We start from the raw sequence: 23353 nt of genomic DNA on the forward strand, positions 1-23353 counted from the left end.
CAACTAGACTCAGGAGTGTTTTATTTATAGTACAAAAGTATACTCAATAAAAACAGAGTTAACTTGGAGTGAAGTGAAAAAGACTTACTAATCAGAAATCGTTAAGACCCTGCACTTTCATAAGCATCTATTCCTAAGTTCCAAAGTTTTGTTGAGAGTGCAAAAACAAGTAAGGATATTAATACCACTCCTCCTACATTAAATAAGCCGTTTTCCCCCGTTAAAAAATAGGATGCAGGGTAATAGGCAGCAAAGGCAAAAGGAATAATAAAGCTAATCACCCATTTTAGAAATGAATGATAAATTGATATTGGGTATTTGGCAAAATCATTGAACATATAAAAAATATAAGTAATAGCCCCAGACTGCTTCGTCCAAAAAGAGATGCTTGCCGTAGCAATCTTTAACGATGTATAAATCAATGTAGCAAAAGGAATAATCAAGATAAAAAGGACCACTTTTGGAATAGACCAAGCAATCGTGCCAAAACTCGTTACTAGTAAGAGTGTTCCTACTAGCAATTCCCCTAAGGCATCTACTTGGAATGTTTCGACCATGACATGAAAGAGGGGACTAATCGGTCTAGTCAAATATTTATCAAATTCTCCCTTTAGTACAAGCCTCTGACCTAAAGCCCAGAGATTATCGAAAAAGAGATGGTCAATCCCTTTTGGAATTAGAGAAAATCCATAGATAAAGGTAATCTGCTCAAAAGTCCAGCCTGCTAAGGAGGGAATATGTTGAAAAAGGACATTTAAAAAGAGTAGATTAAGCCCTTGGGTTAGAAAAACTCCCAACACACCCACAACAAAATCAACTTTATATTCTAGAATTTGCTTGAGGTATTGCTTGATAAAAATAACATGCATCCGTCCTAATTTTTGCATCCTAACCCCCTTGAATTGTTAAATGATATTGCACTTTCTTCCATATTAATTGAGATAGGCTCACCATCACAATTAACCAAAAGACTTGTAATAGTATTGCTCCTACTGTCTGATTAACTGTGTATTTCCCAAGCAGAATCATCACCGGAGTATAAACTAAAGATGAAAAAGGCAGGTAACTAAGAATATCGGCTATTAATTTTGGAAAGAAGACTAGGGGTATGAGACTCCCTGACAAAAAAGCAAGAATCGAATTCTTCAATAGATTAGAACCCCAGAGATTTTTGAAGACAAATGCTGAAAAACCAAAACATATATTGAAATAAAAATTAATTAAAAAAGCCAATAAAATACTGAGTACATAGCTGAAAATTGTATAAAGCAGGTATAAGTAAGGTACCCCGGCCATCACTTTTACAATTAAAATTAACACTAAGAATGGAATACCAACACTAATAAAAATAATCCAGCGAGAACCAATCTCCATAAACAAATAGGAAGTAGCAAAATGTACAGGCCGAAGCAGTCGCATAATAATTGAGCCATCTTTGACCTCTTCCCCAATCATAAATGAGCTGTCTGATTTTGTCAGTAAGGCGGTCACAAAACTCATAATAACATATAAGGTCATATCTGCTAGTGTAAAACCATTAATTAAAGACTGCTGTGAAGACTTAAAGACAGCTTTCCAAAGATAAAAAGCGACAAATGCTCCTATAACATCGCCTATCCGGTATAAAAAGAAATTAACGCGATAAGTAATTAGTTGCTGGATTCCTGAACTGATAAAGGGTTTATAACGTCTCCAAAAGCTAAGCATATCAAAGCTCCTTTCGGTAAAAGCGTCGAACGATTTCCTCAATATCAACATCTACCATCTTCAAATCTCTCACTTTAAAATCTAACATAATTTTTTTAATAATCTCAGCTGTTTGAAAAAGAGAACTATCGTAGTGGATATCTAAAATAAGGTCATGGTAAGTCATTTCCCAAGAAGAGATGTTTGCAAACTGCTTGACTAATTCTTCTTGACCAGACTCTAACTCAAAAGAGAGACTCTTCATCTTTCCAAACCTTTGTTTTAACTGATTAACTGAACCATCAAAAATCTCTTGTCCCTTATCAATCATAATAATACGATCACAAAGTTGTTCAATATCGCTTAAATCATGTGTTGTTAATAAAATGGTTGTTTCTTCTTCTTGATTAATCTGAGCAATAGCTTTGCGAATATTATCTTTTACTGAAACATCTAGCCCAATCGTAGGTTCATCTAAAAATAGAACTTTCGGATTGTGTAATAGTGAAGCTGCTATGTCTGCTCGCATTCGTTGTCCAAGTGATAATGTCCGAACAGGATCTTTAATAAACTCATTTAGATCAAGGACTTCATTTAAAAAAGCCATGCGCTTGTTAAAGAGTTGGTCCGGAACATCGTAGATTTCTTTTAAAACCGTGTAAGTTTCTTGTAATGCTAAATCCCACCAAAGCTGAGTCCGTTGCCCAAAAACAACACCAATATCTCTGACGTAATCTTGGCGATTTTCTTGAGGAATCTTTCCATTAATGCGACAATAACCCGAAGTGGGCTTTAAGATTCCTGTCAACATTTTTATCGTTGTTGATTTACCCGCACCATTAGCTCCAATAAAGCCTAAAACCTGCCCTTTAGGAACTTCAAAAGATAAGTCTTTTACTGCTTCAAAAATTTCTAGTTGAGGATGAACAAAAGACTTTAAAGCCCCTTTTAAACCTGGTTCCTTAACAGTTTTAATAAAATTTTTATGAAGGTGTGATACCTCAATCATTGTCATTGTCAAGCCCTACTTCTTTAATTTTCCTAAAATAATAAGTAATTTATTATAACACCCTGACCAATTTTATGCAATCGCTTTCTATAACCATCTCACTTCCTTATAAAAAAACCTCAAAAATTAGATAACTTTCTAACTTTTGAGGGATGTCTATCTAAAAACTGCCTAGTCTATTCCACTACTGGTTTTGATTTACGGGCAATATCAGCCAGAATAGTTTCTACAAATTGGACAACCGTTTCAGTATGTGTGGCTTTGCTTCCATAACGACGAACATTGACTGATTTTTCTTCCATTTCTTTGTCACCAACAATTAATTGGTAAGGAATTTTGCTGGTTTGAGAAGCACGAATCTTGTATTGCATTTTTTCATTTCGATCATCGACGTCCGCACGAACACCTTTGTCGCGTAAGATTTTAGCAACTTCCCAAGCATAATCCACATGAGCTTCATTTGAAATTGGAATCACAGTAACTTGATGAGGTGCTAACCAAGTTGGGAAAGCCCCTTTGTAAGTTTCAATCAAGATGGCAGTAAAACGTTCCATTGTTGAAATGACACCACGATGTATCATAACTGGACGGTGTTCTTCACCATCAGCACCAATATACTTCAAATCAAACCGTTCAGGTAATAAGAAGTCTAACTGAATAGTAGATAAGGTTTCTTCGTTACCAAGTGCTGTTTTCACCTGGATATCAAGTTTCGGACCATAGAAGGCTGCTTCCCCTTCTGCTTCAAAGTAGTCAACACCCATTTCATCAAGGGCTGCTTTAAGCATACTTTGTGCTTTTTCCCACATCTCATCATTATCAAAATATTTTTCTGTATCATTAGGATCACGGTAAGACAAACGGAAACGATAGTCCGTTAAATTAAAGTCTTCATATACATCTATGATTAATTGAAGTGCACGTTGGAATTCTTCCTGGATTTGCTCTGGTGTAACGAATAGATGCCCGTCATTAAGCGTCATTTCACGCACACGTTGCAGTCCTGATAATGCACCTGATTTCTCATAGCGGTGCATCATCCCTAGCTCAGCAATTCGAATTGGCAACTCGCGATAAGAATGAACATGATGCTTGTAAACTTCAATATGATGAGGACAATTCATCGGGCGAAGCACAAACTCTTCACCATCTCCCATATCCATTGTTGGGAACATATCATCACGATAGTGGTCCCAGTGACCAGAAGTTTTATAAAAGTCTACTGATGCCATCGGAGGAGTATAAACATGTTGATAGCCTGAAGCTAGTTCTTTATCAGTGATATAACGCTCAAGCGTACGACGAATAGTTGCCCCATTTGGTAACCAGAATGGAAGGCCTTGACCTACTTCTGGGTTAACCATAAATAAATCAAGTTCTTTACCGAGTTTTCTGTGGTCACGCTCTTTTGCTTCTTCCAAACGTGTTAAGTAGGCTTTAAGGTCTTTCTTATCAAACCAGGCAGTTCCATAAACTCTTTGCATCATAGCGTTGTCACTATTACCACGCCAATATGCTCCGGCAACATTTAAAAGATGGAAGACTTGAATCCGTCCTGTTGATGGAACATGAGGACCACGGCACAAATCCACAAACTCACCTTGACGGTAAATAGTTAAACCGGCAGCATCATCGGAGTGTTCATTAATCAATTCCACTTTATAAGGATCATCTTTAAAGATTTCTAAAGCTTCTTCTTTTGAAACTTCCTCACGAATACATGGATGATTTTCCTTAACAATTTTTTTCATTTCTTCTTCAATACGAGGAAGATCTTCATTAGAAATTTGTCCGGCTTGATTATCGGTATCGTAATAGAAACCATCAGCAATAGCTGGTCCTACACCGAGATGAATATTTGGGAAAAGGCGTTTTGCAGCCTGCGCAAATAAATGAGCAGCTGAATGACGCAAAACACCAAATGCATCTTCATGATCTGGTGTAACAATTTCAATACTGCCATCTTCTTCAAGAGGACGATTTGTATCAATTAACTGACCATTAAATTTTCCTGCCAAAGCTTTCTTAGCCAAAGAATTACTAATGGATTGGGCAACTTCAAATGTTGTGATGCCAGATTCAAACTCACGAACAGCACCATCTGGAAAAGTAATCTTAATCATTTTTCTCTCCTTTATCTTTTCTTCCATAATTTTAAAATAAAAAAGCGCCATCCTAAAAAGGACGTCGCAACGTGGTTCCACCTTCATTTGTGTACGGCAAAAAGCCAGACACCTCTGATTGGTTATAAGGGAACCACCCTTTTATGTTTGCATAAAATCATTGGAAGGAGTATCAGCTTAGGCATCTTGTGCTCTTTTCACCAACCAGCACTCGCTTAGATAGATGTTGCTAAACCAACTTGTCTTCCTTGTTATTATAACAATAATTTCTAAAATTTCAAGAGTGATTGCAAAAATATCTGAGCAACGAAAAATTAAACAAACATCTTTCTCTTTTAGCCAGCAAATAACCTGTAAATTACCTATAATATCCAGAAAACCCACTAATCTAGATGAAGTTTATCTACCACTTCTGTGACTACTCTAAAAAATCACGAATAGCATTAACCATTTTAAGAGGAGCTTTGACTACTTTCGCAGATGTAACTGCTGTAGCTTTAAAAGCTCTTGTTGGTAATTGACTTGCTGACTGAACCAACTTAATTGATTCTCTCTTGCTAGAACCTGTAATCCTCAAACTCAGTTTCTGTTTGTTACGTTCACTTTTGTTAATTAGAGTATCTAGATAAAAAGTATATACGGACTGTCCAAAATGTTCAGACGAAATTTCATAACGCTTTTGATCAAGTAACTCTTGTGACATTTTTGGCGTCTCAAGAATAGCGTCCAAAACAGCGTCTGCCAAATCAGACTCGTGGTAGTATAAGGTACCAAACATTTTGTCGGAAATAAGTTCATCTAAATAGGGATTACCATGAGCAATAATCGGTTTACCACACGCCAAACTTTCAATATAAGTTAACCCCTGAGTCTCACTGGTTGAAGCACTAATAAAGAAGTCACAAGCCTTATAATAATGACCCACCTTATCATGTGGTATCATACCAGTGAAAATAACATTAGCATCAACACCTAAGGTACTTGCCATATCTTTTAAATCTTCTAGATAAGGCCCGTCACCAACAATGAGGAGTTTTACTTTTGAATTACCCGCTAAAATATCGGGCATCTGTTTAATAATAGCTTGAATATTTTTTTCAGAAGAGATTCGAGATAAGCTCAAAAGAATTGTTTCATCTTCTTGAATCTGTAATTGTTCTTTTAAATCTCTAATGTCATCATCTGAAATATCATTACATAGATATTTTTCTAACTCGATCCCAGTAGGAATAACTCGTTTAGGAATAGCAATTTGGTAATCATCAATGAGGTTTGAAACAATGGGACTAGGACAAATCAAGCCATCCACTTCTTTCAGAAAGCTCTTCAATATTGGTTTGACCATACTTGGTCGAATCAGTTTACCATTTGCAATATAAGTCACATAGTCCTCATACTGTGTATGATAGGTATGGATAATTGGAATTCTTAAAGCCTTGGCAACCATTTTACCAAGCAAACCTAAACTGAACTCTGTCTGCGTATGAATGATATCCAAATCATACTGCTTGGCTATCTTATAAGAAGAAATAAGGCCACGATATACTACTCGACGGTCCGTAAAAGACACAAAAGGAACGCTTGGTAGTCTAATAATTGTTGGATCTTCAAAACGCTTAACGTTACGATCAGTCGTCGTAAAGACATAAACTTCATGTCCTTCTTTTTCTAACTCATCCTTTAAAGTTCTAATACTCGTAGCTACACCTGAAACTTGCGGGAAATAGGTATCTGTAAATAGACCAATTCGCATCTTATAACTCCATTACTTTTTGATAAGTGTCTACTAACTCAGCAGCAATTTTTTCCAAACTCCGACTTTCTGCAACTCGGTAACCAGCTTCCACTTTATGGGACTTACCGGAGAATATACGTCTTAACGCCACTTCAAATCCAGGCACATCACTGGCTAATTCAGCACTCTCCTGATTGACCCAGCCCGAATAGACTGGAATATCACGCAAAACAATATTTTGGCGGCTAGCTAAGGCTTCTAAAACAACTATCCCTTCTGTCTCTTCACGACTCGGGAAGAAAAAGGCATCAGCCCCAGTCATAGCTCCCTCATAGACTGGTCCTTTTATATAGCCAGGAAAAATGACATTAGCTGGATGATCTTTTTCAATAATGCGACGCATTTCAGCGGGAATAACCCACTTGTTAGTTTCACCAAACCAAATAAATTGCACATCAGGCATAGCTTTGGCAACCTCAACAAAATCGTCAATTCCTTTGCGTTTGAAAAAGAGCCCTGCACCCATAACAACTTTCTGTCCAGCTTTTAAGTTAAAATATTCCCGAAAAACAGCTTCTTTTTGAGGATCTGCTCCGTACTGTTCTAAATTAATACCATTTGAAATAACATATATTGGTTTTTGAATACCGTAGTTTTCAATTAGCGATTTAGAATAGAGGGTTGGGGTAATAATGGCATCAGCTTTCCGATAAAATAAACAAAGGTAGCGCCTAAATAAGGGTGACACGAAGTTGGAAAAAATAAAGGAATTTCGAAAATCTTCCTCTGTTGAGTGACCATGCATAATCACTTTTTTCCCTTTTTTCTGTGCATTTACCATCAATAGCCAACTAGCTAGCCCGTATGTATTAATATGGACCAAATCATAATCATCTTTTGGATTAGTCGTAAAGGCTTGACCAATTAAGGTTAAAGCTTTTATTTGATGCTTAATAGCGCGGCCGATACCAGATTTTTTTAAGTAATTTTCAGCTTCTAAGTATAGTAAGACTTTCATAGTCTCTATTATAGCTTATTTTAAAGGATTTTTCACTAGGGAGTAAAAAAATCAGCTCTAAGCTGATTTTTTATATTAAATCATAGTATTTTTTCGGGACCCAAGCTGCGATAGAACCTGGCTCAACTATAAAATCAGCCCAGCCATCTTCATCAATAATAATTTCCTCAGAGCAGTGTCCAAGATAATCAACAAAGGTTTGCCCAGCATAAAGTTTCCCCACTTCCATGTGCTTCCACCCACGATCTCCATTAGTCATGACAACTGCTAAACAAGCATTCGTCTCATCATTGCCAAGTTCTGTCCACCCTATGCAATTAGCGTGATCAAAATAGTTCACTTGTTTACCATAGACAAGTTTTTTTCGCAACTGGGCCATTTTGTCAATAAGATCTTTGAAGGCCACCTGTTCACGCTCTCCTTGAACTCCGTAATAATCTCCATAAAAAAGGCACGGCGTTCCTTCTTGCCTTAACATAATAAAACCATAGGCTAGAGGTTTAAACCAATCTTCAACCTGTGATTCTAAAGCCTGACCACTTTGAGTATCATGATTATCAACGAAAGTAATCGCAAATTTTGAATTTGCTTGCATCAAAGTATTATCTAAAAGTGTTGCCATATTGTATTGGTTACCACTCTTACTAGCTTCAAAGAAATTCATATGTAGAGTAACATCAACTAAATCAATCTGCATATCAACTTCTTTTAAATAACGATCAGTTTCATGAGCGCTATTTTTCCAGTATTCACCAAAGATAAATAACTCGGGAGCAATATTCTCACGCACGTAACGAATAAAATGATTCATAAAAGTGGCATCAATATGTTTGATCGCATCTAGACGAAAGCCACTGACTCCAGTTGTTTCAATAAACCAATGTGCCCACTCTCTTAAATGTTCTTGAACTTCAGGGTGCTTGAAATCGATATCACAGAACATAAGATAATCAAAATTGCCTTTTTCATTATCCACTACTTCTTGGTTAGCCCAACCTTTATTATCACCAGTAATCATATAGATTCCAGTTTCATTATTACGAGCATCGTAATCAATCCCTGTAAAATGATACCAATGCCATTTAAAATTATTATACTTATCATTTCGACCTGGGAAATTAAAACCAGTCCAACCTTCTATCTCATAGGGTTCTGAAATGGGTTGTTGACGATTTTCAGGATTCATCTTTAGCACATAAAAGGTTTCCTTTTGATCACCATTAGCTTTATGGTTTAAGACGACGTCAGCAATGGGCATAATTCCAACTTCATTTAGGGAATTAATAAGATCGAGATACTCCTCTTTTGTTCCATATTTTGTAGGAATTGTTCCGTTCTGATCAAATTCGCCAAGGTCAAATAAATCATAAATACCATAACCAACATCATTACTACCCGTCCCTTTAAAGGCAGGGGGTAACCACATTTTTGTTATCCCCAATTTTTGCATGTCTGGAATAGAAGACTGAAGCCTTTTCCAATGATGATGATCATCTGGTAAATACCATTCAAAGGCCTGAAATAATAATTCATTTGTCATTGGTTCTCCCTCCTATAAAAAAACTGCCAACAAGTGGCAGTATCTTTATTTCGTTGTGCCACGACGTTTAATGCCATGATTTAACAAAATTTCTTTTTCTTCTAAATCTTCTTTATTCATGATTTTGGTTAACATACGCATGCTTACAGCACCTAAATCATACACAGGTTGACTAATTGAACTTAAGTTTGGACGAGTATATTCTACTACTGGTGAGTCATTACTTGTAATAATTTCAAAGTCTTCTGGCACACTCTTGCCTGCTGCAAAGAGACCATTTAATAAGCCCGCTGCTAGTTCATCTTCCCCTACATAAGCAGCTGTTGCCCCGGAGTTGATAACGCGTTGCGCTAACTCAAAACCATCTTTATAAGAATAGTTTGCTTCAAAAACAAGGCCTTCTTTATAGTCCAATTTATTTTGTTTCAAGCCTTCTTTATAACCAGAAAGTCTTACTTTACCATTGATTTCATCAATTAATGGTCCTGATACAAAAGCGATGTTTTGATGTTTTTCTGCTAAAATATCAACTACCTCAGAAACAGCTGCTTTATAATCAATATTAACACTTGGCAATTGATGTTCTAAATCAACCGTTCCAGCTAATACAATTGGAGTTCTAGACCGTGAAAATTCTGCACGAATTTTCTCAGTTAAATGATGCCCCATAAAAATAATCCCATCAACTTGCTTAGCAAACAAAGTATTAACAACATTTACTTCTTTATCGTCGTCTTCATCACTTGAAGCTAAAACGATATTATATTTGTACATTGCTGCAATATCGTCAATTCCCTTAGCAAGGATTGAAAAGTAGGCGTTAGCAATATTAGGAATAACAACTCCAACTGTTGTCGTTTTTTTACTTGCAAGACCACGAGCGACTGCATTAGGTCGATAATCCAAACGATCAATAACTTCTAATACTTTCTTACGTGTATTTTCTTTAACATTTTTATTTCCATTCACAACACGGCTAACAGTTGCCATTGAAACACCAGCTTCACGAGCAACATCGTAAATCGTGATAGTATCATCTGTGTTCATTCTTTATCTTCCTTTCTAATTTTGAAAATGACGCTTCCAAAGTCATTTTAGCATGAATTGAAACCACTTTCAAGTCTTAACTGCTCATTTTTGAAAACTTTTTCAACAATTAAAAGAAAACTTGATTTTTTAAGGATTTTTTGGAAAAATAGTAGCAGAAAGAAGGTATTGTCATGACAAAAATTACTCAAATACAAGATTTTTTGAAGTCACAAGAAGCACAGTTAGCAATCTTTTCTGATCCTGTTACAGTTAACTATCTAACTGGTTTTGCTTGTGACCCTCATGAGCGACAAATGTTCCTCTTTATTTATGATCAGATAGCGCCGGTTCTTTTTGTTCCAGCATTGGAGGTAGCTCGCGCTCAAAAACGTGTTTCCTTCCCTGTTTTTGGCTATATAGATTCTGAAAACCCCTGGGAAAAAATCACATCTGTACTCCCAAATAAAAAAGCCAAACGTATCTATGCTGAATTCGACCACCTCAATGTCAGCAAATTCCAAGGCTTACAAAGTATATTTAGCGGGCACTTTGACAATTTAACACCCTTTATTCAAAATATGCGTCTCATCAAATCCAGTGACGAAATTGATAAGATGATGATTGCTGGGGAATTCGCTGACAAGGCTGTACAAACTGGTTTTGAAAACATCTCTTTGGAAGCAACCGAAACAGACATTATTGCTCAAATTGAATTTGAAATGAAAAAACAAGGTATCAGTAAGATGAGTTTTGAAACCATGGTCTTAACTGGTGACAATGCAGCAAATCCACACGGTATTCCTGGTACCAATAAAATTGAAAACAATGCCTTACTTCTCTTTGATTTAGGTGTTGAAACACTTGGCTACACTAGTGACATGACAAGAACTGTTGCCGTTGGAAAACCTGATCAATTTAAAATTGATATCTACAATCTTTGCTTAGAAGCTCAACTCACAGCCCAAGAATTCGTCAAGCCAGGAGTGACTGCCGCAGAAGTTGACGCTGCTGCTCGTTCCGTTATTGAAAAAGCTGGCTACGGGGAATACTTCAACCATCGTTTAGGGCACGGTCTAGGCATGGATGTTCATGAATTTCCGTCTATCATGGCAGGAAATGACTTAGAAATAAAAGAAGGTATGTGCTTCTCTATTGAACCTGGCATCTATATTCCTGGAAAAGTTGGCGTGCGAATCGAAGACTGCGGCCATGTTACCAAAGAAGGTTTCCAAGCCTTTACTAAAACAACAAAAGAATTGCAATACTTTGAAGGTTAATACTGGAATTTATTTTAATCTTATAACAAAAGAGAAGCCGTTTTGGCCTCTCTTTTTATTCTTCGATAAATATGAAACTTTGCCATAACTTTAAAAGAGTAATCAAGATATTATTTTCTGATGTAATCTGTGCGACCACATTTTGACGCCCATTATTTGGACGATCTTGCAGCGCAATTTGCAGTTCACCCTTGTATTGACCTGCATTATTATTTCCGATTGTGACCATACCTTTCTTAATAGAAATAGTATTGAAAGGCTCAATTGAATGGTCTTTATAGATAAGACGAGGCTGACTAGACCTAATCATGTAATCCGACTTGTCTCCCCGGTAGAGGTGGTGAGTGTCTAATAATATTTCTTTCTCTACAGCCGATAATTCTTGACGAACCTTAACTGGAAAGGCTGGTAAGGATTGTCTGAAAGCATCAGCCACTATTTTGAGGTCATTTTCAGGTAATAAACTTGAAGATAGTATAATATCATCTATCTGGCCACACATTTTCAAAAGTGAAACTTGTGCCTTTAAGGACATATCTCGTTGAATTTCAGTGGAAACCATTCGGTCTGAAAGAGGCCATGGCCCAATTTTACCATTTGGACTATCAATGAAGGCGGCAGTTTTCAAATTGTAAGACTTATATTGGTTGGCTGTTTTGAGGAAATAGTCAAAAGACAGTCCGGTATATTCTTGTGGATAAAAGTTGTGAGAACCTATTAATTGATGTGGATTTGGACCAAAGTCCATAACCATATCAATGTAGTGTTGCCCACGTGAGATGTTTAATTCAATTTTGATTCCCAAGTTATTATGGGTCAACATAGCTTCTTCATAGCCAGTGAAGCCTTCGTCTAATCTTAGAGTATCAATTCCCATTTGTGCAAAGACTTCTAATTGATTGTACTTAATGTTTAAGGCTTTAAAGAGTTTCGGATTAACATCTAAAGATGTTTTAAGTCCTTTATCATTTCCATACTGGATGATTTCGGTAAAAGTAGCAACTGTTTCTAGTTCATTGTCTGCTACTTCTAACATAGACGTAAAAAGTCGTTGATAACCGTATTTCACTGCTAAATCAATATAGGCCTTCATTTCAGCCATTGACGTTTTAGACGGATAAATAGATATTCCTAATTTTCCCATTACTAGTTTCCTCTCTAAAAAATACCTTAATTCACTAAGTGAGTTAAGGTATTTAGTGAATTATACAATTGCTGATTCAGCTACTACAGCTCTTTCTTCAGCCAACAGTTTTTTATCATAATATTTAATGAATGGGAACCAAATCAAGAATGCGAGTGTTACACAAACAATAGCTAAAATAGCGGCTTTAATGTCACCTGAACCAAGATAGGCCCCTAACCCACCTGGAGTTGGCCATGGTGTCTGGATAATTGCTTTTTTAACAATATTTAAATCCACAACAATAAATGCTACTACTGCAGTTACTACTGGAGAGAGTAAAAATGGAATAGCAAGAATAGGATTATAAACGATAGGAAGTCCAAAAATAAGTGGTTCATTAATGTTAAAGAATGATGAACCAATTGAAGCACGACCTAACAGTTTTAATTGTTCTGACTTAGCAAATAATGCCATAAAGATACATACTCCTAAAGTTGCACCTGAACCACCAATAGTAACATAGGCATTTGTAAATTCACCAGCAAAGGCAAAGTGGGCACCATTAACATTTTCTGCCATATTTGCTAGCAAAATAGGATTAACTAGCCCCATGACAATGTTAGCTCCATGGATACCAACTAGCCATAAAGCATGAATCAGGAAATAAATAACGATAATCCCACCAATGGAATTCGTAATATTTTTAACGAAACCAAATGGAATAGCGATGACTTTATAAATATCCGTTCCAAACATGATGAAGATGCCACTAATAAAAAGTACTGTTACAGCTACAACAAATGCGGGTATCAGAGCCGTAAATGAGCGAGATACTCCTTCTGGTACTGCATCTGGCATTTTAACCACCCAATTTTTAACTACACAAAGTCTGTATAGTTGCACAGTTAATACTGCCATCAATATCCCTGTGAAGAGACCTGAGGTTGAAAGACGAGCTAAGCTATCTCCACCTACTGACCATCCGTTAATGGTTGTTTCATTAGCTACTAATGCCATAGCTCCTTTAGAAAAAGTAATCTCCGGAATTGTCATAAAGAATGCAAAGACTGAAAGTAGCCCCCCATTCATCGGATCAAGATTCAAGCCGTCTTCTTCTGCATAAATTTTGGTATATTCAAATCCAATAACAAATGCGAAATAAAGCGTTAAAATCCCCATAGAACACTTATAAGCTATAAGTGTTAGTGCAGCGATTTTATCAAATGAACTCGCCCACAAATCTTGAACAAATGGGAATGGGAAAGCAGTAGGAATAATTCCTAAGACCAAGAAAGCGGACCCAACAATTGTGAGTGGAATACTGGCCATCCCAGCAGCGACAATCGCACGCACAGGACGCCACGTGGATACTACTCCCATGGGACCCATGAGGTACTTCTCTAAAATTTCAAACATTAAGCTTACCTCCTAATTTATTTACATTAATAATGTTTGCTAGGTTTAAGTGATGCCAAATAACGATTAATACGAGCATACTGCCTATCCTTATCAGCATTGATACGGCTGATTTTGACTAACATCCAAAATGATAACAAGATGCCTAAAGTTAAAAGTGACGTTACCACCATTCTACTTGTAAAGCTAGTGTTAAAAAATGGATATAGGATATAGGATTGTCCTGCTAGAGTCATAACTATTAAACAAGCATTCACCGCAATAGTTGTTTTAAAGAACATTTTAGTCACAGTCGCTTTTTTTTGTTTAGTACTATACATCTTGAATTGTTCCCACATAGCAAAAAAAGCAAAAGTCCCTAATACTATTGGAGTGAAAACAGTAGGTGAAGCTTTAGATAAATAAAGCATGATAATCCAATAAAGATTTGTAAAAAAGAAAAATGTAACTACATAACGAATCATAAAATACCTAGTGTAATACATTGTTTTAAGGGCACTTGCTTGACGTAGAGATTCCATTTTCTCTTTTCCCACTGTCTTCATCTCAAAACTTCCTTTCATTCCATTGTAAAGCTATTGCATCTTTCTATAGAGTGCTAACATTTCAATAGCAACTTCACGTAGGGTCATCGTTGTCATTAAATGATCTTGGGCATGAACCATAATAATTTCAATCTTGATTTCCGTTCCCCCAGCATATTCTTGTAAGAGTTTAGTTTGTGCCTTATGAGCTTGTAAAAGATCTTCATTAGCAACCTCTAACAGTTCAGAGGCTCTATTGTAGTTACCTTTTCGCATCTCTGCAAATGCTTCATGAACTGTTGTTCTTGAATTCCCGCTATTCAAGATAATTTCAAAAGCAGCCATTTGCAATTCGTCATTCGTCATTATGTTCTCCTATTTTATGTCTAATATTATCTGTTTAAAGTTTTCAAAATCTTGACAAGCAATAAGTTTTTCCTTAGTTTGAGTACATTCTGTTAAACCTACAAGCAATCGGGTCATTGCAGCTAAGCCATCATTTTTATATATGGAAGGTGAAACCAGAAAAACTAATTTAACTGCTTCAAATCCTTCTTCCCAATAAATGCCAGTCGGGATAATAGCAACTCCTATTTTTCCTTGTTTATCAATAGCTTTGATGGGGTGCGGTACTGCGATGTCTCGGTCAAAGATAACTGTACTCATCGACTCTCGTCTCGCTATCAATTCTTTCATTGATAGGCGGTACTGGTCATCTCCTTTTGTATCTAACAAAGTAATCAATTGGCTTAATATAGCTTCTTTGTTCCCCTCCTGACAGACCATAAAATAATCCTTTGAAAAGTAATCATCAAAAACCTTTACATCTGTCATCGTTGCCTTATTCTTAGAACCACGATAGTGCTTACAGTCAATTTCAGCTAGCTGATTTTTAATCATTTGAACTTCATTATCCTTTAAAAAGACACTAGTTGTGAAAACAGGTACTGAGAAAACCAAATTAGATAAATCAATGGTTGAGATAATTAAATCAATTCCCTCTAATCTTTCATCGGTAAGATCATAATAACCAACCAAGTTAACAATATTTAATTGTCTCCCTAGTTCATTTTCCAAACGCATGCGGAGCATCTGAGCACTACCATAACCAGTAGCACAGATAACTAATGTATTCAATTTATTGTTTTGATAAAAACGCTCAATGCCTGCTAGCAAATGCAAGGTTATGTAGGCAATCTCATCGTCTGATAAATCAAAATCTTTAAAGTAATTCATTTTGTTCATTAAACTGCGTGAGATTAAAAATGCTTCCTTATATTGTTTTTGGATATCATCTAAGAGTGGATTGTCCAATCGAACCTTATTACGTACACGTTCAAGTAAAACCTCTAAATGCTTTAAAAGTCCCTCAATAAATGTAAAATCTTGACTAAATTGATAACCATAACTATGATCAATCTCAGTTGTCGCATCAAGTAAATCTTGTCTCAGACTAATATAATCCAAGCTATCTGAGTTCTCAGCATGAATACTTTCAGATATTAAATGCAAGGCAATATAATTAATCTCTTCATCTGGAAAATCAGTCTCTGTTACCTGTTCAAGCCGTCTTAAAATATTTGTAGCGACTAAAATCTCAGACTTAAATTTCTGCTGATCAATATTAAGTTGAGAAATTTTGAACCCATCATTAACTCGTTTAATAGCTAAAGCAATATGAACTATCAAGTTTTGAATGACAAAATCAGACAGCTTTAAATAGCGGCTTCTGCATTCATCTAACACTATGATAGTCAGTTCTTCAAAGCTAATTGGGAGTTTGAAAAAGTCGTCACCAATATATTGATGAATATTCTTTAAAAAATAGCCACTAAAGAAGTAATCCATAATGAAGTGTCGCTTATCATGTTCAGCACCACTAACATAAACTCCTTTATTGGCACGACTTTCAATTTTTAAATCATAGTGTGCTAACTCGTGCCGAATTTTTTTAAAATCAGAAGATAAAGTGGACCGGCTAACATAAAGCTGATCCATCAAATCCTCAAATAGGATTTCCTCTTGCTCAAAAATCAATTTATTGATGATGAAATTATGACGGTCATTAATATCAATATTTTCCGTCCCAACTTGAATATGATTTTCAGAAACGATATTGAGATAATCAGCTTCTTTTTCTAACTCTAATTGGTAACCATGTCCTTGTTTCGATACTATCTGTAGTCCCTTTTCTTGTTCAATAAAAGAAATGAGGGATTTAATGTAAGTTCTAACAGTCCGATCTGAACAGGCTAGGTGCTTGGCTAATTCTTTACTGGTAACAAAAGTTCCCCGATTTTGATAAAGGTATTGTAAGATAAGTTTTTCTTTCTGGCCTAACATACTGTCTCCTTTTGGAAAATCCTTTATATTAATTATACAGAATTTTTAACCAAAAATAATTAGATGTTTTCTTTAACTAAGGCAGCCATTTTTTCAATACCCATCGGAATAGGAACATAAGCTTGGGGAGGGATTTGGACAATTGGTTTTCCAACTTTCTCTGCTGCCTCAGAAAATTGTTTGAAATGCATTTTTGTTTGAGGGCTTACTAAATATAAATCATATTCTGCTGATGCAATTTTCTTTGCTCCTTCAGGGACACCGACTGCATTCATTTCTACTTCAACTCCTTGTTCGGCAAGCAAAGTTTGGGTTTTTTTAGCAATAAGTGATGACGACATGCCTCCGGCACAAATAATTAATGCTTTAGTCATAATGACTGCCTCCTACTTAATATCTTTTTAGTTATACTTTAATTATATTTGTATGCGCTTACAATGACAAAGTATTCTATTGCCGTATCAATACGGAAAGAAATAGTTGTACTTTCTATATTTTCCATAATTATTCCATAAAAAGCTAAAACGACCTCATTTCTTTAAAAACTATACGATACTTTTCCATAAATTGTTTAAACTTCAATAAAAAGTATAGCTCAGCACTATAAAAATGGTTAAGATTTATAATGAATCTCCATTAGATGCAATAACTTCTTTGTACCAGTTAAAGGAAAGTTTTGGCGAACGTTTATAAGTCCCATGGCCTTGATCATCTTTATCTACATAGATGAAACCGTAACGTTTTCGCATTTCACCTGTTCCTGCAGAGACTAAGTCGATACAACCCCAAGGAGTATATCCCATCAATTCTACCCCATCTTCATCAACTGCTTTAATCATTTCTTTGATATGAGCACCCAGATATTCAATTCGGTAATCATCATGAACCATGCCATCTTCTTCAAGCTGGTCAATAGCACCAAAGCCATTCTCCACTATAAAGAGTGGCAAATGATACATATCGGTAAACCAATTTAGTGAATAACGAAGGCCTTCAGGGTCAATCTGCCAATCCCATTCTGATGCTTTGACATAATCATTTTTAATTAAATCTTCGGTTTCCAAGTAATCATAGTAAGGATTATTTGGTCTATGAGAATCTATAGCAAAGGACATATAGTAAGAAAAGCCTATATAATCAACTGTACCTTCAGCTAAATCCTTACTATCTTCTTTTGTGATATCAATCTTAATTCCCTTACGATTCCAATATTTAAGAATATGATTTGGATAAACACCATGTACGTGAACATCGGTAAAATAATAACGCTTTTGCATAGCCTTTTGCGCCATTAAAATATCCGAAGGTTTGCAAGTTGCAGGGTAAATAGGACACATGGCAATCATGCAACCAATTTGGAATTCTGGGTTAATCTCATGACCAATTTTCGTAGCGCGTGCGCTTGCTACAAGCTCATAATGTGCCGCTTGATACATAATAGCTTCACGATCGTCGCCCTCTTTATACACAATACCAGAGTTCGTGAATGGAGCAAAATCTTCCATAAAATTTGCTTGATTATTGATTTCATTAAATGTCATCCAATACTTCACCTTGTCTTTATAACGCCTAAAAACTGTATCTGCAAAGTGAACAAAGAAATCAATGACTTTCCGATTGGTAAAGCCACCATATTCTGTGACCAAATGATAAGGCATTTCAAAATGTGACAAGGTAATAACAGGTTCGATATCATATTTTAAGCATTCGTCAAACAAATCATCGTAGAATTGTAATCCCTCTTCGTTTGGTTCTACTTCATCTCCATTTGGAAAAATCCGAGTCCATGCAATAGAAGTTCTAAAACATTTAAATCCCATTTCAGCAAAAAGTGCAATATCTTCCTTATAGTGATGATAAAAGTCAATAGCATCATGATTAGGATAATATTTACCCTCAATTACTCCATCAGTAATTTCACGCGCAATTCCATGTTGACTTGCTGTCATAACATCTGCGACACTTATGCCCTTGCCCCCTTCTTTCCAAGCACCTTCAAGTTGGTGTGCTGCAACGGCACCCCCCCACAAAAATGATTCCGGTAATTTTGTCATCAGACATCCTCCTCTAATTTCTTATCACCATTCTAGCAAGCGGTTACAAAAATGAAAATGTATTCTTTTTCCTTTATTAAACGGCAAAGTTTATGTCATATCAGATTTTTGTCTTCATAAAGCCATTATGCTATCATTAATGGTGTAGAAGCTTGGAGGTGAAAAATGACAGAGGACATCAAAAAAGTTATTAGAGACAGTTACACTTTTCGCACAGCGGTACGCGTCTATAATAATCAAAAAATCCCTCAAGAAGACTTAGATCTCATACTAGATGCCGCTTGGCGGAGCCCTTCTTCTGTGGGTTTAGAAGGCTGGCGTTTTGTTGTTTTAACGAATGAGGTAGTTAAAGCTGAACTTAAAAAGGTCGCTTGGGGTGCTCAATACCAATTAGAAACGGCTAGCCATTTTATCTTATTACTAGCAGAACGCAATGCTCGCTATGACGGTGAATCAATGCGCCAGAGTTTGGTGAGAAGAGGGATTTCGGATGAAGAAGCTATCCTAAAACGTTTAAGAACTTATGAAGACTTCCAAAAACGTGATATGAAAATGGCTGATAATCCCCGAGCACTCTTTGATTGGACAGCAAAGCAAACCTATATTGCCTTAGGCAACATGATGACAAGTGCTGCCTTAATAGGAATTGATTCCTGCCCAATCGAAGGTTTTGATTACGATAAGGTTAATGCTATCTTGGCTAAACATGGTATCATTAAACCTGATAAAGAAGGTATTGCTAGCATGCTATCACTAGGATATCGTTTGCGAGATCCTAAACATCCTCAAAATCGCAAACCGCGTGCAGACGTTATTACTTATTTTGACTAAAAAGGAGATTACTATGAAAGCTTTACATACTTGTATTCGTGTCAAAAACCTAGAAGACTCTATCACCTTCTATACTAGTGCCTTTCCTTTTAAGGAAACACGTCGAAGAGATTTTCCTGATAAACAATTCACACTGGTTTACCTTGCCTTAGAGGGAGAAGACTACGAATTAGAGTTAACATACAACTATGATCACGAAGCCTATGATTTAGGAAACGGTTATGGTCATATTGCAATTGGATCTGACCAATTCAAAGCTGATTACGAGAAACATGTTCAGGCAGGTTATCCAGTCACAGATATTAAAGGTCTAACAGCAACATCAGCGCCTTACTATTTCATTCAAGACCCTGATGGTTACAAAATTGAAGTGATTGATATCAATCACAAATAGGCTAATCTTTTCCTTTCACATCTCATAAAAGATAATAAGAGCTCCCAAAATAGGAGCTCTTATTATCTTGTGTTAATACTTTTCATAACCCGCCTAATATCACGATCTTGTTCTTTTCGTTTCAAACTTTCACGCTTATCGTAATCATGTTTTCCCTTAGCAAGACCAAGTAAAACTTTAGCAAAACCATCTTTCAGGTAAACTTTTAAGGGAACCAAGGTCATACCACTACCTTTTAGTTCATTTTCCAAATGTTGAATTTCCCTTTTTTTAAGTAATAGCTTACGCGTTCTATCTGGATCCTGATTCCAAATATTGCCCTGTTCAAAGGGAGCAATATGAACATTGACTAACCAAGCCTCATTATGTTTAATCTGGGCAAAGCCATCCTTTAATTGAATTCGAGCTGCGCGAACACTTTTAATTTCTGTACCAGTTAAGACAATTCCTGCTTCAATCGTTTCTACGATGGTATAATCGTGCCTTGCCTTTTTATTTTGTGCTAGCAGATTTCCTTCACCTTTTGCCATGATTAACCTTTCCTTTTCTTTTTCTTCTTAGCAGCATCTTTATAAAATGGTTTGTGTGAAGATGCTTGCCCTTTTCCTTTTCTAGCTGAGGAAGATTGCTTCTTTTTGTCTCTTGATTGCTGTGATGAGGAACCTTTTCGGCCTTCCTCTGAAGATGTCGATTGACGTCTGTCTCTTCGTTTATCCTTGATTGGCTTAGTCAATTTCTCCACGACATCAAATTCACTTGGAAGATATTCAAAATCAATATCACCAGTTTCTTTATCAGCTTTCACTAATTTGACCTGAATAGCTTGACCAACTTTAAATACTTTGCCAGACTTTTCACCTTGTAAAGTCATTGTGCGCTCATTGTAATTATAATACTCTGGCAAAGTCGTCACATGAATCAAACCTTCAATCGTATTTGGCAATTCCACAAAGAGTCCAAATTTAACAACACTAGAGATAATCCCCTCAAAGGTTTCACCTATATATTCTTCCATGTATTCAGCTTTTTTCATTGCTTCTACAATTCGTTCTGCATCAATTGCTCGACGTTCTAACCGTGATGATGAAGACGCTAACTCCGGAATAACCATCGCAAAATGATCACGCTTATCTTCAGCTGCCTGAGTATATTCTCTAATCATCCGATGGACTAATAGGTCAGGATAACGACGGATCGGACTGGTAAAATGTGTATAGTAATCAGCAGCTAATCCATAGTGTCCATGATTGGTCTCAGAATAACGCGCTTGTTGCATGGATCTAAGGAGCATCATATTAAGAACTTCAGCTCCAGGCTTTCCATCAACTTTAGCCATAAAATCTTGTAGAGCTTCTTGACTAATTTTAGCTGCTGTCCCTTTAATCTGAATTCCAAAAATACTAGCATAATCAATAAATTTTTGTAATTTCTCTGATTTTGGTTCCTCATGGACACGATAAATGAAGGGGTAATTGCCACGAGCAAAATGCTCGGCTACACATTCATTAGCTGCTAACATAAAGGACTCAATCATCCGCTCAGCTATTCCCCGAGTACGAACAACAATATCCACAGGCATACCTTTTTCGTTAACAAGAATTCTAGCTTCCGAAGTATCAAAATTCAAGGCGCCACGCTTAATGCGCATCCTTTCTAAAATCGTATGAAGTTTAGCCATATGCTCAACAGATTCAGAAATAGCAGCATATTCTTGCAACATCTCCTCATCACCAGCCAACATATCATTAACAGCACTGTAAGTCATTCGGAAAGTTGTATTGATAACTGACTGACAAATTTGATGGTTCAAAACCTTCCCATTAGAATCAATCTCCATAATTGCTGATTGAGTCAAGCGATCCACATTTGGATTTAAAGAACAAATACCATTTGACAAACGCTCTGGCAACATTGGTACAACGCGGTCAGTGACATACACAGATGTTCCACGGGCAACAGCTTCTTGGTCTAAAGCGGAGCCTTCAGTCACATAATAGGAAACATCAGCAATATGAACCCCTAATTCATAATTACCATTCGCCAAAGGCTTAATATGAATAGCATCATCCAAATCTTTGGCATCTGCACCGTCAATAGTAAAGGTAATTTCCTTGCGTAAATCAATACGACCTACCAAATCTTTGTCACTTGGTGTCTCCGAAATAGCATTTGCTTCTGCAATCACAGCTTCTGGAAATTCAGAGACGATATCCATTGATTCTAAAACTTCCAAAACATCTATGCCAACATCTCCTTGATGGCCAACAATATCTCGGACATTCGCAATAAAATAGTCATGACCTCTAGTCGGGTATTTTTCAATCTCGACCTTGATGATTTCGGTCCCATCAAGAACTACAGGTTCTTTTTTAATATAGATTTTTTGTTGAACTTTTTGATTTTTCGACTTAATATAGCCTGCATATTTAGGTTTTTCATCATCCAAGACGAATTTACCAACTACTGTTTTTAAAGCACGTTCAACAATACCAACGACTTTAGCTTCAGCAGCTGTACCCTTTAACCGATCTGCTGGTTTTTTAACAACTACTTCTACTAAATCTCCATCAATAGCATAAGCAACGTCGTTTTTCCCGATAAACATGTCATCTTCTGTATCTGTGACCTGTAAGAAACCGAATCCGGCTTTATTAGCTCTAAAAACACCTTGAACAGTAATTTCCTTTTTCTTTTCTCCTTGTTTACGTATGGCGATACTGCCATCATCAGAAAAACGCAAGAGACGCTTGCTTTCCATCTTAGATATTTCTTTTATAAGGCTAGGAAATTTTTTAGCTCCAGCCATCCCTAAAGAAGCTGCAAGATCATTAATGTTTGACTTGCCATGCTCCTTTAAATACATCATAATTTTTTCTTTCATACTACCAAATTTCTATTTTTATCTCTTTTTTATCAAGTCTTAGCCTCATAAAAAAATGAGCTAGACCAACTCTGTCAAGCTCACTCTCTATTTACTTGATAAAACAGCAAGCACAAGTGCGATAGCTAGCCATAAAAAGACTAGTACTGCTGTAAAGCGTTGCATAAATGCTTCGAAGCCACGAGCTTTTGTTCGCTCAAATAAAGCTTCTGAACCACTGCTATCAAAAACATTACTGCTTGGATTTTTCTGAGGTTGCATAAAAATTGCTATTATTAATACAACAGATAAAACAAGCAATACTGTGAGTAGTAAGTTGTACATGTTCATTCCTCCACTATAGTCTCACTAATTCTAACACAATTCA

The 23353-nt window shown here is 36.3% G+C and carries 21 protein-coding genes; 3 read left to right on the forward strand and 18 right to left on the reverse strand.

Annotation, left to right across the window (positions count from 1 at the left end):
* Nucleotides 1-101: 101 nt before the first annotated feature.
* The 8 genes from FGK96_RS06815 to ccpA form a co-directional block, all read right to left on the reverse strand.
* Nucleotides 102-887, reverse strand: a complete 786-nt coding sequence (locus FGK96_RS06815) for an ABC transporter permease (protein ID WP_138082518.1) — start codon at nt 885-887, stop codon at nt 102-104.
* A 1-nt stretch (nt 888) separates the two neighbouring features.
* Entirely contained in the window at nt 889-1707 is an 819-nt protein-coding gene (locus FGK96_RS06820; RefSeq protein ID WP_138082520.1) for an ABC transporter permease, read from the reverse strand.
* Between the two features lies 1 nt (nt 1708).
* Entirely contained in the window at nt 1709-2701 is a 993-nt protein-coding gene (locus FGK96_RS06825) for an ABC transporter ATP-binding protein (RefSeq protein WP_138082522.1), read from the reverse strand.
* A 170-nt stretch (nt 2702-2871) separates the two neighbouring features.
* Nucleotides 2872-4818, reverse strand: a complete 1947-nt coding sequence (gene thrS / locus FGK96_RS06830) for a threonine--tRNA ligase (RefSeq protein ID WP_138082524.1) — start codon at nt 4816-4818, stop codon at nt 2872-2874.
* A gap of 418 nt (nt 4819-5236) precedes the next feature.
* Nucleotides 5237-6571 (reverse strand): glycosyltransferase family 4 protein, encoded by a 1335-nt coding sequence (locus FGK96_RS06835; protein WP_138082526.1) that lies wholly within the window; start codon nt 6569-6571, stop codon nt 5237-5239.
* 1 nt (nt 6572) lies between these two features.
* Entirely contained in the window at nt 6573-7571 is a 999-nt protein-coding gene (locus tag FGK96_RS06840) for a glycosyltransferase family 4 protein (protein ID WP_138082528.1), read from the reverse strand.
* A gap of 70 nt (nt 7572-7641) precedes the next feature.
* On the reverse strand, nt 7642-9111 hold the full coding sequence (locus tag FGK96_RS06845; protein ID WP_138082530.1) for an alpha-amylase: 1470 nt from the start codon (nt 9109-9111) through the stop codon (nt 7642-7644).
* A gap of 45 nt (nt 9112-9156) precedes the next feature.
* Entirely contained in the window at nt 9157-10158 is a 1002-nt protein-coding gene (gene ccpA, locus FGK96_RS06850; RefSeq protein WP_003083982.1) for a catabolite control protein A, read from the reverse strand.
* A gap of 173 nt (nt 10159-10331) precedes the next feature.
* Here ccpA and FGK96_RS06855 point away from each other — a divergent pair, with 173 nt between their 5' ends.
* Nucleotides 10332-11417 carry an aminopeptidase P family protein gene (locus FGK96_RS06855; RefSeq protein ID WP_138082532.1) on the forward strand — a complete coding sequence of 362 codons (1086 nt, stop codon included), beginning with the start codon at nt 10332-10334 and terminating at the stop codon, nt 11415-11417.
* A gap of 55 nt (nt 11418-11472) precedes the next feature.
* On the opposite strand, the gene FGK96_RS06860 is transcribed toward FGK96_RS06855, so the two are convergent.
* The 7 genes from FGK96_RS06860 to FGK96_RS06890 all read right to left on the reverse strand — a co-directional run bounded on the left by FGK96_RS06860 (nt 11473) and on the right by FGK96_RS06890 (nt 18880).
* The gene (locus FGK96_RS06860; RefSeq protein ID WP_138082534.1) at nt 11473-12561 is read right to left on the reverse strand and encodes a DUF871 domain-containing protein; all 1089 of its coding nucleotides are present in this window, start codon (nt 12559-12561) and stop codon (nt 11473-11475) included.
* Nucleotides 12562-12621: 60 nt separating this feature from the next.
* Complete coding sequence (gene celB, locus FGK96_RS06865) at nt 12622-13959, reverse strand: PTS cellobiose transporter subunit IIC (protein WP_138082536.1); 1338 nt, start codon at nt 13957-13959, stop codon at nt 12622-12624.
* A gap of 26 nt (nt 13960-13985) precedes the next feature.
* Complete coding sequence (locus FGK96_RS06870) at nt 13986-14504, reverse strand: hypothetical protein (RefSeq protein WP_138082538.1); 519 nt, start codon at nt 14502-14504, stop codon at nt 13986-13988.
* A gap of 30 nt (nt 14505-14534) precedes the next feature.
* The gene (locus tag FGK96_RS06875) at nt 14535-14849 is read right to left on the reverse strand and encodes a PTS cellobiose transporter subunit IIA (protein ID WP_138082540.1); all 315 of its coding nucleotides are present in this window, start codon (nt 14847-14849) and stop codon (nt 14535-14537) included.
* Between the two features lie 9 nt (nt 14850-14858).
* A complete protein-coding gene (locus tag FGK96_RS06880) occupies nt 14859-16826 on the reverse strand; it encodes a BglG family transcription antiterminator (protein ID WP_138082542.1) in 1968 nt (655 codons plus the stop codon).
* Between the two features lie 59 nt (nt 16827-16885).
* Nucleotides 16886-17203 carry a PTS cellobiose transporter subunit IIB gene (locus tag FGK96_RS06885; protein WP_172601637.1) on the reverse strand — a complete coding sequence of 106 codons (318 nt, stop codon included), beginning with the start codon at nt 17201-17203 and terminating at the stop codon, nt 16886-16888.
* Between the two features lie 243 nt (nt 17204-17446).
* Complete coding sequence (locus tag FGK96_RS06890) at nt 17447-18880, reverse strand: 6-phospho-beta-glucosidase (protein WP_138082548.1); 1434 nt, start codon at nt 18878-18880, stop codon at nt 17447-17449.
* A 165-nt stretch (nt 18881-19045) separates the two neighbouring features.
* Between FGK96_RS06890 and FGK96_RS06895 the strand changes: the two genes are divergently transcribed.
* Nucleotides 19046-19711 carry an NAD(P)H-dependent oxidoreductase gene (locus FGK96_RS06895; RefSeq protein ID WP_138082550.1) on the forward strand — a complete coding sequence of 222 codons (666 nt, stop codon included), beginning with the start codon at nt 19046-19048 and terminating at the stop codon, nt 19709-19711.
* A gap of 13 nt (nt 19712-19724) precedes the next feature.
* Nucleotides 19725-20105 (forward strand): VOC family protein, encoded by a 381-nt coding sequence (locus tag FGK96_RS06900; protein ID WP_138082552.1) that lies wholly within the window; start codon nt 19725-19727, stop codon nt 20103-20105.
* Nucleotides 20106-20167: 62 nt separating this feature from the next.
* Here FGK96_RS06900 and smpB read toward each other — a convergent pair whose 3' ends face one another.
* The 3 genes from smpB to secG all read right to left on the reverse strand — a co-directional run bounded on the left by smpB (nt 20168) and on the right by secG (nt 23310).
* A complete protein-coding gene (gene smpB, locus FGK96_RS06905; protein WP_138082554.1) occupies nt 20168-20635 on the reverse strand; it encodes an SsrA-binding protein SmpB in 468 nt (155 codons plus the stop codon).
* A gap of 2 nt (nt 20636-20637) precedes the next feature.
* Complete coding sequence (gene rnr / locus FGK96_RS06910; RefSeq protein WP_138082556.1) at nt 20638-22986, reverse strand: ribonuclease R; 2349 nt, start codon at nt 22984-22986, stop codon at nt 20638-20640.
* 87 nt (nt 22987-23073) lie between these two features.
* Complete coding sequence (gene secG, locus FGK96_RS06915; RefSeq protein ID WP_138082558.1) at nt 23074-23310, reverse strand: preprotein translocase subunit SecG; 237 nt, start codon at nt 23308-23310, stop codon at nt 23074-23076.
* Between the last annotated feature and the right edge of the window lie 43 nt (nt 23311-23353).

This window comes from Streptococcus porcinus, assembly GCF_901542335.1.
In the GTDB taxonomy this organism is placed as follows: domain Bacteria; phylum Bacillota; class Bacilli; order Lactobacillales; family Streptococcaceae; genus Streptococcus; species Streptococcus porcinus_A.

Bases quoted from the DNA above. Each gene is read 5' to 3' on its own strand.
- FGK96_RS06835 (WP_138082526.1), bottom strand. From the start codon at position 6,571: ATGCGAATTGGTCTATTTACAGATACCTATTTCCCGCAAGTTTCAGGT.
- FGK96_RS06895 (WP_138082550.1), top strand. From the start codon at position 19,046: ATGACAGAGGACATCAAAAAAGTTATTAGAGACAGTTACACTTTTCGC.
- smpB (WP_138082554.1), bottom strand. From the start codon at position 20,635: ATGGCAAAAGGTGAAGGAAATCTGCTAGCACAAAATAAAAAGGCAAGG.
- celB (WP_138082536.1), bottom strand. From the start codon at position 13,959: ATGTTTGAAATTTTAGAGAAGTACCTCATGGGTCCCATGGGAGTAGTA.
- FGK96_RS06875 (WP_138082540.1), bottom strand. From the start codon at position 14,849: ATGACGAATGACGAATTGCAAATGGCTGCTTTTGAAATTATCTTGAAT.
- FGK96_RS06880 (WP_138082542.1), bottom strand. From the start codon at position 16,826: ATGTTAGGCCAGAAAGAAAAACTTATCTTACAATACCTTTATCAAAAT.
- FGK96_RS06870 (WP_138082538.1), bottom strand. From the start codon at position 14,504: ATGAAGACAGTGGGAAAAGAGAAAATGGAATCTCTACGTCAAGCAAGT.
- FGK96_RS06825 (WP_138082522.1), bottom strand. From the start codon at position 2,701: ATGACAATGATTGAGGTATCACACCTTCATAAAAATTTTATTAAAACT.
- FGK96_RS06820 (WP_138082520.1), bottom strand. From the start codon at position 1,707: ATGCTTAGCTTTTGGAGACGTTATAAACCCTTTATCAGTTCAGGAATC.
- FGK96_RS06845 (WP_138082530.1), bottom strand. From the start codon at position 9,111: ATGACAAATGAATTATTATTTCAGGCCTTTGAATGGTATTTACCAGAT.
- FGK96_RS06855 (WP_138082532.1), top strand. From the start codon at position 10,332: ATGACAAAAATTACTCAAATACAAGATTTTTTGAAGTCACAAGAAGCA.
- FGK96_RS06890 (WP_138082548.1), bottom strand. From the start codon at position 18,880: ATGACAAAATTACCGGAATCATTTTTGTGGGGGGGTGCCGTTGCAGCA.
- secG (WP_138082558.1), bottom strand. From the start codon at position 23,310: ATGTACAACTTACTACTCACAGTATTGCTTGTTTTATCTGTTGTATTA.
- FGK96_RS06815 (WP_138082518.1), bottom strand. From the start codon at position 887: ATGCAAAAATTAGGACGGATGCATGTTATTTTTATCAAGCAATACCTC.
- FGK96_RS06840 (WP_138082528.1), bottom strand. From the start codon at position 7,571: ATGAAAGTCTTACTATACTTAGAAGCTGAAAATTACTTAAAAAAATCT.
- FGK96_RS06900 (WP_138082552.1), top strand. From the start codon at position 19,725: ATGAAAGCTTTACATACTTGTATTCGTGTCAAAAACCTAGAAGACTCT.
- thrS (WP_138082524.1), bottom strand. From the start codon at position 4,818: ATGATTAAGATTACTTTTCCAGATGGTGCTGTTCGTGAGTTTGAATCT.
- ccpA (WP_003083982.1), bottom strand. From the start codon at position 10,158: ATGAACACAGATGATACTATCACGATTTACGATGTTGCTCGTGAAGCT.
- FGK96_RS06860 (WP_138082534.1), bottom strand. From the start codon at position 12,561: ATGGGAAAATTAGGAATATCTATTTATCCGTCTAAAACGTCAATGGCT.
- rnr (WP_138082556.1), bottom strand. From the start codon at position 22,986: ATGAAAGAAAAAATTATGATGTATTTAAAGGAGCATGGCAAGTCAAAC.